16 protein-coding genes and 2 tRNA genes are annotated in these 15,443 nt (G+C 24.2%); 5 read left to right on the top strand and 13 right to left on the bottom strand.

All coding sequences use genetic code 11. The annotated features are described in order from the left end of the window. Positions 1–43: 43 nt before the first annotated feature. The 10 genes from D9V66_RS01765 to flgB form a co-directional block, all read right to left on the bottom strand. On the bottom strand, positions 44–1,663 hold the full coding sequence (locus tag D9V66_RS01765; protein WP_158365735.1) for a FlgK family flagellar hook-associated protein: 1,620 nt from the start codon (positions 1,661–1,663) through the stop codon (positions 44–46). Positions 1,664–1,726: 63 nt separating this feature from the next. Next, positions 1,727–2,023: a rod-binding protein gene (locus D9V66_RS01760; protein WP_158365734.1), complete on the bottom strand. Its 297-nt coding sequence runs from the start codon at positions 2,021–2,023 to the stop codon at positions 1,727–1,729. After that, a complete protein-coding gene (locus tag D9V66_RS01755) occupies positions 2,023–3,138 on the bottom strand; it encodes a flagellar basal body P-ring protein FlgI (protein WP_158365733.1) in 1,116 nt (371 codons plus the stop codon). Before D9V66_RS01755 ends, D9V66_RS01760 begins: the two co-directional genes overlap by 1 nt. 217 nt (positions 3,139–3,355) lie before the next feature. Continuing rightward, positions 3,356–4,072 carry a flagellar basal body L-ring protein FlgH gene (locus tag D9V66_RS01750; RefSeq protein WP_158365732.1) on the bottom strand — a complete coding sequence of 239 codons (717 nt, stop codon included), beginning with the start codon at positions 4,070–4,072 and terminating at the stop codon, positions 3,356–3,358. Between the two features lie 86 nt (positions 4,073–4,158). Continuing rightward, the gene (gene flgG / locus D9V66_RS01745) at positions 4,159–4,941 is read right to left on the bottom strand and encodes a flagellar basal-body rod protein FlgG (protein WP_158365731.1); all 783 of its coding nucleotides are present in this window, start codon (positions 4,939–4,941) and stop codon (positions 4,159–4,161) included. A gap of 18 nt (positions 4,942–4,959) precedes the next feature. Continuing rightward, positions 4,960–5,718 carry a flagellar basal-body rod protein FlgF gene (gene flgF / locus D9V66_RS01740; protein WP_158365730.1) on the bottom strand — a complete coding sequence of 253 codons (759 nt, stop codon included), beginning with the start codon at positions 5,716–5,718 and terminating at the stop codon, positions 4,960–4,962. Positions 5,719–5,743: 25 nt separating this feature from the next. Next, a complete protein-coding gene (locus D9V66_RS01735; RefSeq protein ID WP_158365729.1) occupies positions 5,744–6,967 on the bottom strand; it encodes a flagellar hook protein FlgE in 1,224 nt (407 codons plus the stop codon). A 39-nt stretch (positions 6,968–7,006) separates the two neighbouring features. Further along, on the bottom strand, positions 7,007–7,690 hold the full coding sequence (locus D9V66_RS01730; RefSeq protein WP_158365728.1) for a flagellar hook assembly protein FlgD: 684 nt from the start codon (positions 7,688–7,690) through the stop codon (positions 7,007–7,009). A 10-nt stretch (positions 7,691–7,700) separates the two neighbouring features. After that, a complete protein-coding gene (flgC, locus tag D9V66_RS01725) occupies positions 7,701–8,111 on the bottom strand; it encodes a flagellar basal body rod protein FlgC (protein WP_158365727.1) in 411 nt (136 codons plus the stop codon). An 8-nt stretch (positions 8,112–8,119) separates the two neighbouring features. Continuing rightward, positions 8,120–8,527 carry a flagellar basal body rod protein FlgB gene (flgB, locus tag D9V66_RS01720; protein ID WP_158365726.1) on the bottom strand — a complete coding sequence of 136 codons (408 nt, stop codon included), beginning with the start codon at positions 8,525–8,527 and terminating at the stop codon, positions 8,120–8,122. Positions 8,528–8,689: 162 nt separating this feature from the next. Here flgB and flgA point away from each other — a divergent pair, with 162 nt between their 5' ends. Together flgA and flgN are read left to right on the top strand one after the other, a co-directional pair. Beyond that, positions 8,690–9,343 carry a flagellar basal body P-ring formation chaperone FlgA gene (gene flgA / locus D9V66_RS01715; protein WP_158365725.1) on the top strand — a complete coding sequence of 218 codons (654 nt, stop codon included), beginning with the start codon at positions 8,690–8,692 and terminating at the stop codon, positions 9,341–9,343. A 138-nt stretch (positions 9,344–9,481) separates the two neighbouring features. After that, entirely contained in the window at positions 9,482–9,889 is a 408-nt protein-coding gene (flgN, locus tag D9V66_RS01710; protein WP_158365724.1) for a flagellar export chaperone FlgN, read from the top strand. Between the two features lie 34 nt (positions 9,890–9,923). On the opposite strand, the gene pyrC is transcribed toward flgN, so the two are convergent. Continuing rightward, a complete protein-coding gene (gene pyrC / locus D9V66_RS01705) occupies positions 9,924–10,973 on the bottom strand; it encodes a dihydroorotase (protein ID WP_158365723.1) in 1,050 nt (349 codons plus the stop codon). A 62-nt stretch (positions 10,974–11,035) separates the two neighbouring features. Here pyrC and murJ point away from each other — a divergent pair, with 62 nt between their 5' ends. Both murJ and D9V66_RS01695 read left to right on the top strand, forming a co-directional pair. Continuing rightward, on the top strand, positions 11,036–12,577 hold the full coding sequence (gene murJ / locus D9V66_RS01700) for a murein biosynthesis integral membrane protein MurJ (RefSeq protein ID WP_158365722.1): 1,542 nt from the start codon (positions 11,036–11,038) through the stop codon (positions 12,575–12,577). A gap of 233 nt (positions 12,578–12,810) precedes the next feature. Then, a complete protein-coding gene (locus tag D9V66_RS01695) occupies positions 12,811–13,866 on the top strand; it encodes an OmpA family protein (protein WP_158365721.1) in 1,056 nt (351 codons plus the stop codon). Between the two features lie 100 nt (positions 13,867–13,966). On the opposite strand, the gene D9V66_RS01690 is transcribed toward D9V66_RS01695, so the two are convergent. Continuing rightward, positions 13,967–14,051, bottom strand: a tRNA-Ser gene (locus D9V66_RS01690). A gap of 226 nt (positions 14,052–14,277) precedes the next feature. On the opposite strand from D9V66_RS01690, the gene D9V66_RS01685 reads away from it, so the two are divergent. Then, positions 14,278–14,365, top strand: a tRNA-Leu gene (locus tag D9V66_RS01685). 8 nt (positions 14,366–14,373) lie between these two features. Here the strand turns inward: D9V66_RS01685 and rsmC are convergent. Continuing rightward, positions 14,374–15,393, bottom strand: coding sequence for a 16S rRNA (guanine(1207)-N(2))-methyltransferase RsmC (gene rsmC, locus D9V66_RS01680; protein ID WP_158365720.1), 1,020 nt, complete (start codon positions 15,391–15,393; stop codon positions 14,374–14,376). Between the last annotated feature and the right edge of the window lie 50 nt (positions 15,394–15,443).

The raw sequence follows: 15,443 nt of genomic DNA, 5'->3' as shown, positions 1-15,443 counted from the left end.
TTTTTATTTTTTATAAAATTTAATATAGTTTTTTATAATCTCTTTAGCTATAGCATTCAATTATTTCGTCAAAAATAGTTTCTGCTATTTGTAATACCTTTACATTTGCAAGATAAGATTCTTGTTGATAATTTAAATTTTGATAATCTCGCTCAATGTCATTAGACATATATACCTTTTTATCATGAAGTATGTTTGCCATATTTTTTTTAAATGGCAATTCTTCTTCTAAAGAATTGCATTCATAAGCTATAGATTTAGAAAATTTTTGATAAGATTCATCAAGAGTTTCTTGATGATCATCAAATAAAATTTCTCTATTAACATTGTTTATAAAAAAAGAATTATTTCTATTTAGATTATTTGTCTCATTTTTTAATGAAAATACATCATTTTCATCTATTAACAATTCTAATTCTTCTAGGGTTTTAGAATATGGTTTTATCATATAAATATCGCCATCATTATTTTTTCCTTGTATTAAAAATTCTATTCCGTCAAAGGTAATTGATAGATTATCATTATCCTGATATTTTACATTAGGATATAACATAGTACGATCTGATAATCTTGTTACTATCCAATTATTATTTTTAAAATATATGACATAATCAGTATCATTAGCATTGTTTTTAGAAATCCATTTTGCAGATGTTATAGGAGATGAATTATTTGTTGAACTAGATATTATTTCTGGATTACTAACGTTAAAAACTTGTTTACCAAAATGTTTAAACACATCATATCCTAATGTGTGATAAGAGTTAATACTCTCAGCAAACTTAACTGTTAGTTGTCCGATCTTGTTTCTTGCATTAGTCAATTCTTCTCTTCGAAATTTAAGAAGAGCTCCTAAAGAAGAACTTGTAATCATATTTTCTATTTTTTTTACTTTTTTTTCATTTTCATCAATATATCCTACACTAATATATCTATCATCAGATTTAGATACAAGTGGTATTAAGTTTTGCTTATGATTATTATCTATAATACAGATTCCATTATTTAAATAAATCTTATAACTATCATTATCTTTAACAACTTTTATTCCAATTAAGTCATTTAATTCATCTACTAGATTATCTCTTTTATCGATGAAACTTCCAATTCTATTAGGAAGTTGTTCAACAGGAAAATAACGAATATCTATAGTAGCATCATGAATTTTTTCAATAAGTAAATTAATTTGGTTTATATTTTTTATAACTGATTCTTTTATATCTTTTTCTAAAAATTTTAATCGTTTATCAAAATCTTCTATCGCATTAATTATTGTTTGGGCTTTGGTGCTAATCATATTTTTTTGATTTAAAATAACATCTTTGTTTACTTGTTCATATAGTTCATTTATTAGTTCATTAAAAATATTTGATTTTTCACATAATAAATCTTCTAATTTTAATAATTGTTCAATTTTAGTTTGTTCATATTGTACTTGAGAATTAGTTTTTCTTTTTTCTTCTGTAATAAAATCATTATAATTATCATATATTTCTTTTATTTTTATTGAAGAATTAAAATCAGGATCTTGCACAGTATTTTCTAAAAAAATACGTTTTTCCGGGTTATTTTTATTAGGGTGTTTGATTTTATTAACAGTTTTATCAATCATAATTTTCATTGCATTTATCCCAGCAATGGCGGAATTTAACATAGAACTCATATTTTTCCCTTATTTAATTCTTTTTTCTAGATATTTTACTATATGTTAATTATCTTTTATCTTTTATTTTTTTAGATCAATTTGCTTTAATATAATTTCAGTCAATCCTATTCCCTTTTTACTCATTTCCTGTGAAATTTTTTGATCATATATTTCCGTATATAAACGACTTTGATTGCTATCTAATAAGTTATCTTCTGATAAAGCATTTCTCATACTTTTAAGAAGTATCTGAATGAATAAACTTTCTACTTCGATAGCTGTTTGTCGTAAATGTTTTTTTGGATCATTACGAACTTGATATTTTAGTTCATTAATAAATTGTGTACTATGATTTAAAATATTTAAATTATTATTCATTAAATAATTTCCAGTTTAGCGTTAAGACAACCAGCACTTTTCATTAATTGTAAAATAGATATTAATTCATCAGGTTTAGTACCTAATACGTTTAAAGATTTAACTATATTATTCAAATTTGCTTTATTTGAAGAAATACGATCCATGTAATTTTTATTAAGTAGCTCTACTGATAACTGTTCTTTTTTTTCATTTTTTTTAAGTGATTTTAAAAAATCAAAATCTTTATTTTTATTAATTGTTTGATTTAAGATTATAGAAATATTACCGCTTGAAATCACACATGATCCTAATTGTACTGCTTGATTAATAACAATAGAACCAGTTCGCGGATTTACTACAATTTTAGCTTCTTGAGATGGCAATGAAATATCTATATCTTGAATATTAGAAAGCATGTGTACTTGTACATCATTGTTAGCAGAAGTACTTAATTGAACTGTTTTAGAATTAATAGGAGTGGCTGTATCTGGATACTTTATATTAATCATATCGCTAATACGTTGTGCCGTACTAAAATCCTCTTGATTTAATTGTAAGTTGATTGTGTTATTTTGACCAAAATTAGTTTTTACTTCACGCTCTATTGTTGCACCATGATTAATTATTCCAGAATTAACTTGATTTGAACGAATATAATGTATTTTTTTTTGGGAATGATCTTTTTCAGATATTAAAACAGCACCTTGAGCAATGGCATAAATTTGGTTATCAGTACCTTTTAGAGGAGTCATTAACAATGTTCCCCCTTTAAGACTTTTAGAATTTCCCATAGATGAAACTTTTACATCTATTTTTTCACCTGTATGACTAAATGGTGGTAAATTAGCAGTAACAATTACTGCTGCTACATTTTTTAAATGCATATTAATATCTGGAGGAATAGCAACACCTAATTGCGATAACATATTATTTAATGATTGATTAGTAAAGGGAGCTTGTGTTGATTGATCACCTGTACCATCTAGTCCTACTATTAAACCATAACCGATCAGTTGATTATCTCGAATTCCTTGAATACTAGTTAAATCACGTATTTTTTCAGCATAAGTAGAGAAAGGTAAACTAATGAAAATAAAAATAATAAATTTTAATAATGATATTGTTTTAGACATAAAAAAACCTTTATGAATGTACTTTTTTAAAAGTATTAAACTATATGTAAATATCTTATTTTTGGATAAATTTTGTATTTATATAAAATTTTTATTATTTTATTTTTTTTGATAATTAATATGTGTCTCATAAAGAACAAATAGTGTTCTTTATGAGATGTAAATTAGAAAAAAATAGAATTTTTTAGTATGTTTTTTTATTTAATTTTATATATACTTATATTGGAGAAATTTTTAATAAAAATCTTTGTAACCATCCCATTTTTTGAATTTCATTAATTCGTCCACGACTTAAATATTCAATACGAGTATCAGCAATTTGAGTTGATGCTACTAAATTATTTTTATTAATATTATTAGGGTTTATTACGCCTGAAAAACGTATATATTCTATACCTTCATTGATGGCAACTTGTTTTTCTCCTATAACTTTTAAGTTTCCATTTGGAAAAACTTTTTGAACAGTAACAGTAATAAGTCCATTAAATGTATTTTTAGCTGAATTACTTCCTTTGCCAGAAAAATCATTTTTTCCTATACTGTTTAAACCAACTTGCGTGTTTTTTAAATTCAGACCTAACATGGGATGTAATTGACCTGGTGCTACTCCAACTCCTAGGTTAGTAGTTCCGTCTCGAGTAACATTAGAGGCAGAACTATTACTGGCACTGATATTTTCTTGTAGTACTATAGTTATAGTATCTCCGACATTATGTGGACGATGATCTTCAAACAATGGTTGATATCCATAATTTATAGGTATTCTCTCCTGAAATAATGAACCATTTATAGTCTTAGGAGAAATATCAGGTGCTATAGCAGTTGTAATACCTTCTACTAAAGGTCTATGTTGAACAGATGCACAACTCTGAATTAATAATAAGAAAATAGCAGTTAAGTAATATTTAATTTTACAAAAAAACAACTTTATCACGAAAAAGCCACCTTTAATGATAGACGTTTAATATATATAAAGTTTTATCGAAACCTATTTATAAAAAATGATATAAAATTATACCGTTATAATTGCGATAATTTTTGTAACATTTGATCTGATGTATTAATCGATTTACTATTGATTTCATATGCTCTTTGTGTTTGAATCATATTAACTAATTCTTCAGCAACATTGACATTTGAAGTTTCAACATATCCTTGATATAATAAACCAGTACCATTCAATCCCGGAGTAGTATCAATTGGTGCTCCAGACGCTTGAGTTTCTTGATATAAATTTTCTCCTAAACTTTCTAATCCAGAATTATTAATAAAATTAATTAAATTCAACTGACCAAGAAACATAGGTTGTGTTTGTCCTTGAATTGCAACACTAATAACTCCATCTCTAGCTATATTAATATTTAATGCATTAGGAGGTATGTTAATCTCAGGTACAATAGGAAAACCACTATTAGTTACCAGCTGACCATTCTGATCTAGTTGAAAAGAACCATCTCTTGTATATGCTAGATTTCCATCAGGCAATTGTACTTGAAAAAATCCTGGTCCATTAATAGCGACATCTTTCAATGAATCTGTTTTAGATAAATTTCCTTGACTGTGAATTCTTTCGGTTGCTACTGGTCTTACTCCAGTACCTAATTGTAATCCTGATGGCAAATTTGTATCAATTGATGAATTTGTACCTGCTTGTCGTATTGTTTGATACATTAAATCTTCAAAAACTGCTCTAGAACGTTTAAATCCATTAGTACTAACATTTGCTAAATTATTAGAAATAACATTCATGTTTATTTGTTGAGCATCAAGACCAGTTTTAGAAATCCATAAAGAAGGAATCATAATTTTTGTCCTATGTTTTTAATTATTAACATTAATTAATTGATTTGCATACTCATAATTTTTATCACATGTAGATATCATTTTCATTTGCGCTTCAAATTGTCTAGCGTTTGATATCATTTCTATCATATTCTTTGCAGCATTTACATTACTTGTTTCTAATACTCCTGATTGTATACGTACATTATTATCATGATCGATAAAATTATGATTTTTATGAAATAATTCATTACCTTTTTTAAGGTAAAATAATCCATTTTGTTTTTGTATAAGATCATCTATAGGAAGCCGTACTAATTTTAATTGACCTATTTTTTTTTCGAAAATCTCATGTTTTTTTCGTTCTATAGAAGTAATTACTCCATCAGATAGAATTTTTACATTAATATTATTAGGTATTGTAATATTACAGTTATATCCTATTAATTCATTATCTTGTATAGTCAGTTTTCTTGCAGAATTTATTTTTACATGACCATTTTTTGTATATGCTTCTTGACCATTTATGTCTTTAACTGATAACCAGCCATTATCTTTAACAAATAAATCTAAATTTCTTGCTGTATAATTCAAAGTTCCTGGAGAAAGATTATAATACTCTTTTGCAATTTTATTATACGTGTTATGCAAATTTTTTATACTATTGTTTTGTAAAATATAATTAAATTTTTCTTTAAAACCTGTAGTAGAAATATTTGCTAAATTATTAGCAATAATAGTCTGTTTATTTAATAATTGAGTAGCAGCAATCATAGAGTTATATATTGAATTTTCCATTATAATTTTTGATCTCTTTTATAAATTATTTTAAATTAATTAAAGTACTAATTATTTTGTCTTCTGCTTTAAAAGATTGAGCATTAGATTGATAATTACGTTGTGCGATAATCATATTTATTAATTCTTTATTTAAATCAACATTTGATGCTTCTAAAGTTCTTTGACTTATAACTCCAAATCCTTCGTCGCCTGCTATACCTACGTTTTCTTGACCTGATTCTCTAGTTGCAGACCACATACTACCACTTTCATGTTGTAATTTTTCAGGATTGACAAATTTTGAAAGTAATATTTGACCTATTGACTTTGTTTGATTATTCGAGTAAGTTCCAATAATTTCACCCTTTGGAAGAATGTTAAATGTTTTTAAAAATCCTGTTAAATATCCATTTTGATGTGGTTTTTCAAAAGAATTCTCAAACTCTGGTTTTTCAACAGTACCGGTTAGATCTAAAACTATTTTTTCATATTTTGAGTTTTTTGAATAAATTTCAAATTTTGTATTAGATAACATTTCACCATCAGAATTAAATTTTAACTCAAAACTATTATCTATATCTTTTATCTTTTGATTATCAGAATTTTTATTTGATTGTACATTTACTTGCCATGTATTTTTATCTTTTTTATGAAAAGTAATGTTTAATTTTTCTTTTTGTTTTTCTTTATTATAAATATCAATAACATAATTTGCTGATGAAGATAAATCATCAAAAGAATCATCTGTATTTTTAATAGAATTTGTACTGCTATTTAAAATTGCACGTAATGTTATTTCAGAAGTTGCTTGTCCATCACAAATATATGCATTATTTAAATTAATAGGTTCTAAATTAGATGTATCATCTGAATTACCTTGTGAATAAAATTTATTTGTTCCAGTCAGATACATTCCCTGCATGTTAATAATATTTTTATTTTCATCAAGTAAAAATTGACCGTTTCTGGTATAATGGACGTGTCCTTGAGGATCTAACAGTCGAAAAAAACCATCTTCTACAATACCTAAATCTAAATCTCTTCCTGTTTCAACTAACATTCCATTATTAAAATTTTGGATAACATTTAAAATACCAACACCAGATCCTTGATTAATCATTGAATAACGAGAACGAGAAAAAATATCAAAAAAAATAGGTGTACTAGTTTTATATCCTATAGTAGATGCATTAGCAATATTATTAGATATAATATCCATATTATAATTATTAACAAGCAAACCACTTACTGCTCCTATAGTTGCCATATTTTTTTACCCTTTGAGTTTTTTTTAAAATAGAATTTATTAAAGAATTTCACGAATTTTTGAAAGTGTTGTATTTCCTGCTACTCCTAAATCTATAATAGGATCATTACCAGAAGATGTAATAATACTATGTACTAATGCTTCGCTTAAACCTTGTGCAGGAACGTTTTGATCTTGATTTTTAGCTGTTATTAGAATGTTATATTTTCCAGTTTTTAAGCTGTTTTTATTTAAATCTTCACCATTCCATGTAAAATTATATATTCCAGGTTTAATACTATCTTCTTTTTTTTCAATTACATGTAAAACTTTTCCATCAGCATCTGTAATTTTTATTTTTATTGAAGTGGCATTTCCGATTAATTCTACACCAAATCTTGTTTCCATGTCTTTAGTGTGTACAATTTGATTGCCAGGTATCATTACACGACGTCCAATTAGTGAAGATACTTGAATATTTTTATGTTGATTGATTTGATTAGAAAACTGTCCTACAGTATTATTTAATCTTTCAATTCCACTTGCTGTATTAATTTGAGCTAATTGTGATGTTAACTCTGTATTTTTAATTGGATCAGTTGGATCTTGATTTTTAATTTGTGCAATTAGAAGACTTAAAAAATTTTTTTGTAAATCTAATGGATTAAATTTATTTTGTAAATCATTATCATTTTTTTCAATAAAATTATTATCTATATGTGAATCCACATTAATGGTAGTCATATATTCTCCATTATTCAATGATTGTTAATGTTTTAGATATCATAAATTTAGCTGTTTTTAATACTTCTATATTTGCTTGATAACTTCTCGCTGCTGAAATATTATTTACTGTTTCGGTTATAGGATTAACATTTGATGTTAAAATATAACCTTTATGATTAGCCATAGGATTGTTTGGATCATATACAAGATTCATAGGGCTGGTATCATCAATTATACCAGATATTTTAACTCCTCCAATTTTTGAATTTTTTGAAGAATCTAATTCAAAAATAACTTTTTTTGCAACATAAGGGTAAAATTTTCCATTTTTATGTATTACACTATCCATATTAGCTAAATTACTAGCAATTACATTTATTTTTTGTGATTGTGCAGTCATTGCTGATCCTGCAATATTAAATATGTTTAGAAGAGACATAATTTATATTATCCTTGTAAAATACGCATTATATTTTTAATTTCATTCTTCATAAACGCTAAATTTGATTGATATTTTAAACTATTATTTAAAAATTCAATTCTTTCTCTATCCATATTTACTGTATTACCATCTGGTTTTTTTTGATTTGTAACTACTGAAATAATTTCAGGTGAAAAAAAATTGTTATTTTTACCATTCAAATGTTTAGAAGAAGTTTTTTTAAGAGTAATATTTTTGTTTTTAATATTACTTTTTATTATTTTATTAAGTTCATTAGTAAAATTAATATCTACAGATTTATATCCAGGTGTATCTGCATTAGCAATATTAGAAGCTAAAATCTCTTGTCTTTTAGCATATAAATTTAATGATTTTTGGTGAAAATCGAATATTTGGTTTATTTTGCTAAACATTTTTTATCCTAAAATATATAGTATGAAAAATTTTTGTAATAATTATAAATATTAAAATAAAAGATTTTTTTATATTATACTTTTATTATTTCTATCAAGAAAATAATTTTTATATAAATTTATACTACATTAATATAAATATAAGGAATATTAATGATATTAATGAAAATACTGGTTTATTTTTTTTTGTTTGTTTTACCTCTTAAAGTTAATTCTATCACTTTAACTGATCAATTAAACAATTTCTTTAAAAAAGAGTTTTCTTTAAAAGAAAACGTAAATATTATAATACGTACTCCACCGAAAAAAAATATATATTGTAAAAAACCTTATTTTTCTATTTTAAATAATTTTCATTATTTAGGTTTAACAGATGTTATTGTCATTTGTGGTAAAAAACATCACTATTTAAAAATTGAACTTCAAGAAAAAGGAGAGTACATTGTAGCTAATAGAAAAATTCCTCGAGGTACTAAAATACAGGAATCAGATTTAAAAATTTTAATAGGAAGATTAGATCAATTACCTAATAATACTTATCTTAATAAAAAAGATGTTGTTAATAGAGTAAATTTACGTGATATTTTCCCATTACAACCAATAACGTCTTGTATGACAAGACCATCTTGGCTAGTGGAATTTAATCAACAAATTACTCTCATTATTTATGGAAAAAGCTTTACAGTTTCTTCTCAAGCAAAATCTTTAAGCAATGGAGCTGAAAATGAAAATGTACGTGTTAAAACAAAAAATGGTAAAATTATTACTGGTGTTGTTAATAAAAATGGTGAAGTAATAGTTTCTCTTCTACAGTAATTTTTTTAATTAAATAAATTAAACAAAAGAATAGTATATTTTTTAAATAATTGAAATTCTTATAATATGATTTTATTGATATAATTACATGTTTTTTATATTATATTTACAATACTTTTTCAATGAATTAATAAGACCATGAAAACTTTAATAGATACAATATTTACGATAAAAGATATTTTAATTTCAATAGAAAATATTTTAAATCAAGAATATGATAATTTGTTAAATCCTAATACAAATATAGATGTATTAGAATTAATTTTTAAGAAAAAAACAATTTTATTTGAAAAATTTTTTATCTTAAATAAAAATAGATTGTCTCTTGAAAAAAAATTCAATATGTTTTCGCCTTATAAAAATTACAAGCAATTAGAAAATTCTTGGCATATTATTTTAAAAAAATGTTTTTTATTAAAAAAGTTAAATCTTAAAAATAAAATTCTTATAAATAAAAATTTATATTTAAATCAATATTTTTTAGAATTGTTTTCATCATATCAAAAAAGAGTTATTTATGATATTAATGGAAATTTAAAAATTTAAAAAAAATACTACTAAAATAATACTTTAATAAAAACTAAGTTTCAAGAGACCAATTTAAAGTTTTTCCTGCTAAAAATGGAATGATCATATCTTTTCCAATACTGATTTTTTTTAATATTTTATATGGTTTTTTAACTAGCGTAATTGTTTCTTGATTAACAGGTATATTATAAAATTTAGGTCCATTTTCTGAACAAAAAGATTGTAAATGTTTTAAAGCATTCATTTTTTCAAAAATTGTAACATAACATAACAAAGAAGATGGTGCATTAAATATACCAGCATGTCCAAAAAAATTAATTTTATTTTTATGTAAATGCGGTGCTGTGTCACTTCCTAAAAAAAAATGCTTATCTCCGCTAGCTATAGCTTCTCTTAATACTTGTTGATGAAAATTCTTTTTTAATATAGGTAAACAATATAAATATGGTTGTATTCCTTTAGAAAACATATGATTTCGATTTAAAATTAAATGATGTGGTGTAATAGTTGCAGAAAGATATTTAGAATTATGTTTTTTAACATATTCTACAGATTCTTTAGTTGTTATATGTTCTAATACTATTTTTAACTTTGGAAATTTTTTACGTAAGGGTTCTAAAGTATTTTCAATAAAAACCGCTTCTCTATCATAGATATCAATATTTTGATCAGTTTCTTCACCATGAATTAGTAATGGCATTCCAATTTTTTCCATACACTCTAAAATATGAGTGATAAAATTAATATTTTTAACACCTTCTTTTGAGTTAGTTGTAGAATAACTAGGATATAATTTAGCGGCTATGAATATTTTTTTAGAAAACCCAATTTCCAATTCTTTAGGAATTGTAGAATGAGTCAAATAACACGTCATTAATGGTTGAAATATATAATTTGGGTGCATGGAATTTAAAATTCTATCACGATAAGAAATAGCTTTAGAAAGATTTGTAATAGGATCATCAAGATTTGGCATAATTACAGCTCTTTTATAAAATTTTCCAGTATACTTAATAACTTTTTTTAAAATTTCACTATCTCTTAGATGAACATGACAATCATCTGGTTTTATAATTGTTATTCTTTTTTTAGTTTCAGTCATTTTTTTCTTAATGATTAAAAAATAATTTAGGTGTTTTTTAAAAGTACATAGGTTAGTTTAAAATGAATCTTTTAAAATCTTTGATGTCAGTTAGTTTTATAACTTTAATATCTCGTATATTGGGTTTTATTCGAGATATTTTAATTGCAAGTACGTTTGGCGCTTCTATGTTTACAGATGCTTTTTTTGTGTCTTTTAAAATTCCTAACTTATTTCGTCGTATTTTTTCAGATGGAGCGTTTTCTCAAGCATTTATTCCTGTATTAATGGAATATAAATCTAATAAAAATAAAAAGTATATGCAAGAATTTATTTCTTCTATATTTAGTTTTATGATTTTTATTCTATTATGTTTGACAATGTTAGGAATGTTTTTTTCTCATTTTTTGATTTTAGTTAATGCACCAGGTTTTTTAGATTCATCAGGAAAATTAGAATTATCTAAAAATTTATTAACAATTATGTTTCCTTATATTTTATTTGTTTCTTTATCTTCATTTTTTTCATCGATTTTGAATAGTTGGAATTATTTTGCTATACCTGCGTTATCTCCAATATTTTTAAATATTAGTATTATTATTTTTTCTGTGTTTTTTAGTTCTTTTTTTTATCCTTCTATTATTTCTTTAGCATGGGCTGTTATTATAGGTGGTTTTTTACAATTATTTTATCAGTGTCCTTTTTTATATCGTATAAATATGTTAGTAAAACCAAATTTTAATTGGAAAAATATTGGCTTAATAAGAGTTTTAAAAAATATAGTACCTTCTATTTTAGGAACTTCTGCTAATCAAATTTCTTTAATTATTAATACTATTTTTAGCTCGTTACTTAATTCTGGATCAATATCTTGGATATATTATGCTGATAGATTAATAGAATTTCCAATAGGTATATTAGGTGTATCGTTAAATACCATTTTATTTACATCTCTTACAAAAAATTATAAAAAAAATAGAAAATCAGAGTATAAAGAGTTAGTTAATTGGGGTTTTCGTATTGGTTTAGTTTTATCAGTACCCAGTTCTTTGATACTTTTTTTTCTTGCAAAACCAATTATTATAGTACTTTTTCAATATGGAAAATTTACGTATTTTGATGTTTTAATGACTGAAAAAGTATTAAAATATTATTCCTGTGGTTTAATTTCTTTTATCTTGGTAAAGATTTTGTCTTCTGTTTTTTACTCTTGTGAAAAAATAAATATTCCTATGAAATTCTCATTGTTCACATTGTGTTTAACACAATTAATGAATCCATTTTTAATTTTTTATTTTAAACATGCAGGTCTTGCTTTATCAATCAGTATTTCCAGTTGGATACATTTTTTACTATTGTACTCAGAGTTATATAAAAGAAAAATGATTTTTTTTAAGTTCAGAGAAGTAATTTTTATTTTTAATTTAATTTTATCAACATTAGTAATGATTTTAGTTTTATTTTTGATATTAAATTTTATGCCTCTTTGGAATATAGGTTCTTTTTTTAATAAAATAATGCGCTTAATTTTCGTTTTGTTTGTTTCTGGAATAGTCTATTTATTTATGTTAAATATTTTAGGGATACGTATATTAAATTTTTCTTATAACAAGTCTGAAATATAATAGTATTATATTAATAATATAATTAAAACTGTTAATATATTATTCATATCATATTTATTATATAATATATGATAAATAGAATATTTTAACCTAGTATAATATTAATTATTTTAATATAAAACAAATTAATGATTTAAATAATTATAAAAAAAATTGCTTTTTGTATTATGTGTATAAAAATCTTATATAAATTTTAATTATTTTTAATTTTTCTAACAATAAGGGAGACTCAAATGAAAAAACGAGCTCTTGCTATCGTATTTTTATTAGCAAGTTTAGTTACGTCTGTTCAATCTGAAGAGCAAAATGGATGGTATTTAGGGACAAAAATTGGATGGTCTTATTTTAATCCTTTAAAATATAGTTATGATATTAAAAAATCTAAAAAAGTAGAAGATAACTTTCTTTTAAAAGAAAATTTAAGCGCTCCAGTGATAGGACTTTTTTTAGGATATGAATTTAATCCATATTTTGGATTGGAAATAGAAAATAATACCAATGGTTTTTTTCCTCATAAAATATTTAAAAAAAATGAAACATATATGCAGGCTAATAGTGTTCAGGTTACAACAAAATTATCATATCCAGTAACAGATAATTTTCATCTTTACACCAGATTGGGTGGGATAGTTTTTTGGGATGATCTTGTTTCTAAAGACAATTTAAAGGCTATGTTTACTAAAGAAAGTTCATTATTTCCCAGTGTTTCTTTAGGTGCAGAATATATTTTTAATGAAAAATTTATTACTAGATTGGATTATACATGGAAAAACAAAGTTAAAAATTTAATAGATTTATCTGTCAAACCTTCTTTAGGAGATGCAATTTTTTCTTTTGGATGGAAATTTGGAAAATCTCATATAAATGATTTTTTTTCATCTTATGATTCTGATTTGCTAAATAAACAGTATAATGTATTAAACGAAAATATTAACTTTCCTTTTAATAGTACAGATTTAAAACCTATTTCTTATGATAAACTGAATAAGTTAGATGATGATATTAAAAAAATGCAGTTAAAAAATATTTCAATTATTCTTTCAGGACATTCAGATAGAATAGGTAATGAGGAATATAATAAAAAACTATCTGAAGATCGTGCTTATAGTATTAAAAATTATTTAACTTCACGCGGTTTTTCTAGGGATCAAATAATAGTTCAAGGTATGGGAGAATTATACCCTTTGACTAATCAAGTGTGTAAAGATGTTAAAAATCGATCTTTACTAATTAGTTGCTTGGCTCCTGACCGTCGTGTAGAAATATCAGTTTTATCAGATACTCAATAATGCAATACGATTTGAGGTTATATTTTGATTTTTTAAGATAAAATGTGAATAATTAGGAAAGGATATTTTAATTAAAGTTTTCTTATTTTAATATGATTTTCGGAGAGAGAGAGATTCGAACTCTCGGACAATTTCTCGTCGGCGGTTTTCAAGACCGCTGCCTTAAACCACTCGGCCATCTCTCCGGGAGAGGTAATATCATATTCATAGTTATAATAAATCATTAAATAACTAATTGTAAAGATAATTTTATTTTTTGTTCTATATTTTTAAAATTAATAAAAAAATTTTTTTTTATTTGTAATTTTTGTTTTTTTTTTCTATAATAAAAATACAGGCGTGTTGACAGATTGGATATGTAGCGGATTGCAAATCCGTGCAACCCGGTTCGATTCCGGGATACGCCTCTAAGCCCGGATGGTGAAATTGGTAGACACAAGGGACTTAAAATCCCTCGGCTTTTATGGCTTTGCGGGTTCAAGTCCCGCTCCGGGTACCAAATTTTTTTTATTTTAAAAAAGCTTGATATACTTTAAATTTATTGTTTTTTTTCATTACAGAATACGTTTTAAAAATTTTATTTAATAAAAAATCATAGTTAAAACAAATATTTGTAACAAATCTAAGTTCACCTTTCTTTCTTAAATATCTTATAGAATAAGATATTATTTTTTTAGTTATGTCAAAATTAACACTTAAATCTTCGTGAAAAGGTGGATTAGAAATAATTAAATCAAATTTATTAAAAATATTTGAGTATAAATCACTAATTATAACGTCTCCTTTTAATTTATTTGTATAAAGTGTTTCTTTACTGCATTCTAATGCAGTTACGCTATTATCTGTTAAGGTTAAATTAGCCTTGGGTGAAGAATATAATAAACATACAGATAAAAATCCTGTTCCACTGCCAATATCTAAAATTTTTCCATTTATATTTTCTGAAAAAGTCGAAGCAAGTAACTTGCTTCCTTCATCAATTTTTTTATAACCAAAAACACCAGGTAAAGATTTTATAGAAAAATCTTTCCATATATGTGTTTTAAAAAAATCTTTTATTGTAAATTTTATTTTCTTTTTTAGAAATCCAAAAATTAATATGCAATGTTTTGCATTATCTATTTTTTTTAAGTCAAGCCACTTTTTTAATATTAATGGTGCACTTTTTACTCCACTAGAATTATCTCCAACAATAAATATTTTAGTTCCAATTGGAAAACAAGACATTATATTAATTAATTGAAACTTTGCTTCAGATTTACTTTTTGGCCAATAATAAATTATGGTATCGCAATTTTGAGTCATTTGTTCTGAAACTAATAATTCATTGTAAACATTAATGTTTTTAGTATTATTTTTTTTTTGAAAATTAATACAATCATTATATTTTTGAAAGTTTATCTTTGTTTGATTAGTAGATAAATGCATTGGTAAATTATCTTTTATATTTCCTGAAAAAAAAACTCTTTTTGTTCTAAATATTTTTCTATTACGTAATATAAGTTGACTGTTTTTAGAAAATATCAAAATTAAATTATTCCTTCTTTTTTTAAAGGTATTTAAAACTGAAAAAATAG

This window comes from Buchnera aphidicola (Brevicoryne brassicae), from assembly GCF_005082825.1.
Classification (GTDB): Bacteria; Pseudomonadota; Gammaproteobacteria; order Enterobacterales; family Enterobacteriaceae; genus Buchnera; species Buchnera aphidicola_AK.
This window is presented reverse-complemented; position numbering and strand designations above follow the sequence as displayed.

Excerpts from the sequence above, each read along its gene's own strand:
- pyrC (WP_158365723.1), bottom strand. The coding sequence starts at position 10,973 with ATGACTGAAACTAAAAAAAGAATAACAATTATAAAACCAGATGATTGT.
- flgC (WP_158365727.1), bottom strand. The coding sequence starts at position 8,111 with ATGTCTCTTCTAAACATATTTAATATTGCAGGATCAGCAATGACTGCA.
- D9V66_RS01730 (WP_158365728.1), bottom strand. The coding sequence starts at position 7,690 with ATGACTACCATTAATGTGGATTCACATATAGATAATAATTTTATTGAA.
- flgN (WP_158365724.1), top strand. The coding sequence starts at position 9,482 with ATGAAAACTTTAATAGATACAATATTTACGATAAAAGATATTTTAATT.
- murJ (WP_158365722.1), top strand. The coding sequence starts at position 11,036 with ATGAATCTTTTAAAATCTTTGATGTCAGTTAGTTTTATAACTTTAATA.
- D9V66_RS01695 (WP_158365721.1), top strand. The coding sequence starts at position 12,811 with ATGAAAAAACGAGCTCTTGCTATCGTATTTTTATTAGCAAGTTTAGTT.
- flgA (WP_158365725.1), top strand. The coding sequence starts at position 8,690 with ATGAAAATACTGGTTTATTTTTTTTTGTTTGTTTTACCTCTTAAAGTT.
- D9V66_RS01765 (WP_158365735.1), bottom strand. The coding sequence starts at position 1,663 with ATGAGTTCTATGTTAAATTCCGCCATTGCTGGGATAAATGCAATGAAA.
- flgG (WP_158365731.1), bottom strand. The coding sequence starts at position 4,941 with ATGATTCCTTCTTTATGGATTTCTAAAACTGGTCTTGATGCTCAACAA.
- D9V66_RS01755 (WP_158365733.1), bottom strand. The coding sequence starts at position 3,138 with ATGTCTAAAACAATATCATTATTAAAATTTATTATTTTTATTTTCATT.
- flgB (WP_158365726.1), bottom strand. The coding sequence starts at position 8,527 with ATGTTTAGCAAAATAAACCAAATATTCGATTTTCACCAAAAATCATTA.
- flgF (WP_158365730.1), bottom strand. The coding sequence starts at position 5,718 with ATGGAAAATTCAATATATAACTCTATGATTGCTGCTACTCAATTATTA.
- D9V66_RS01760 (WP_158365734.1), bottom strand. The coding sequence starts at position 2,023 with ATGAATAATAATTTAAATATTTTAAATCATAGTACACAATTTATTAAT.
- D9V66_RS01735 (WP_158365729.1), bottom strand. The coding sequence starts at position 6,967 with ATGGCAACTATAGGAGCAGTAAGTGGTTTGCTTGTTAATAATTATAAT.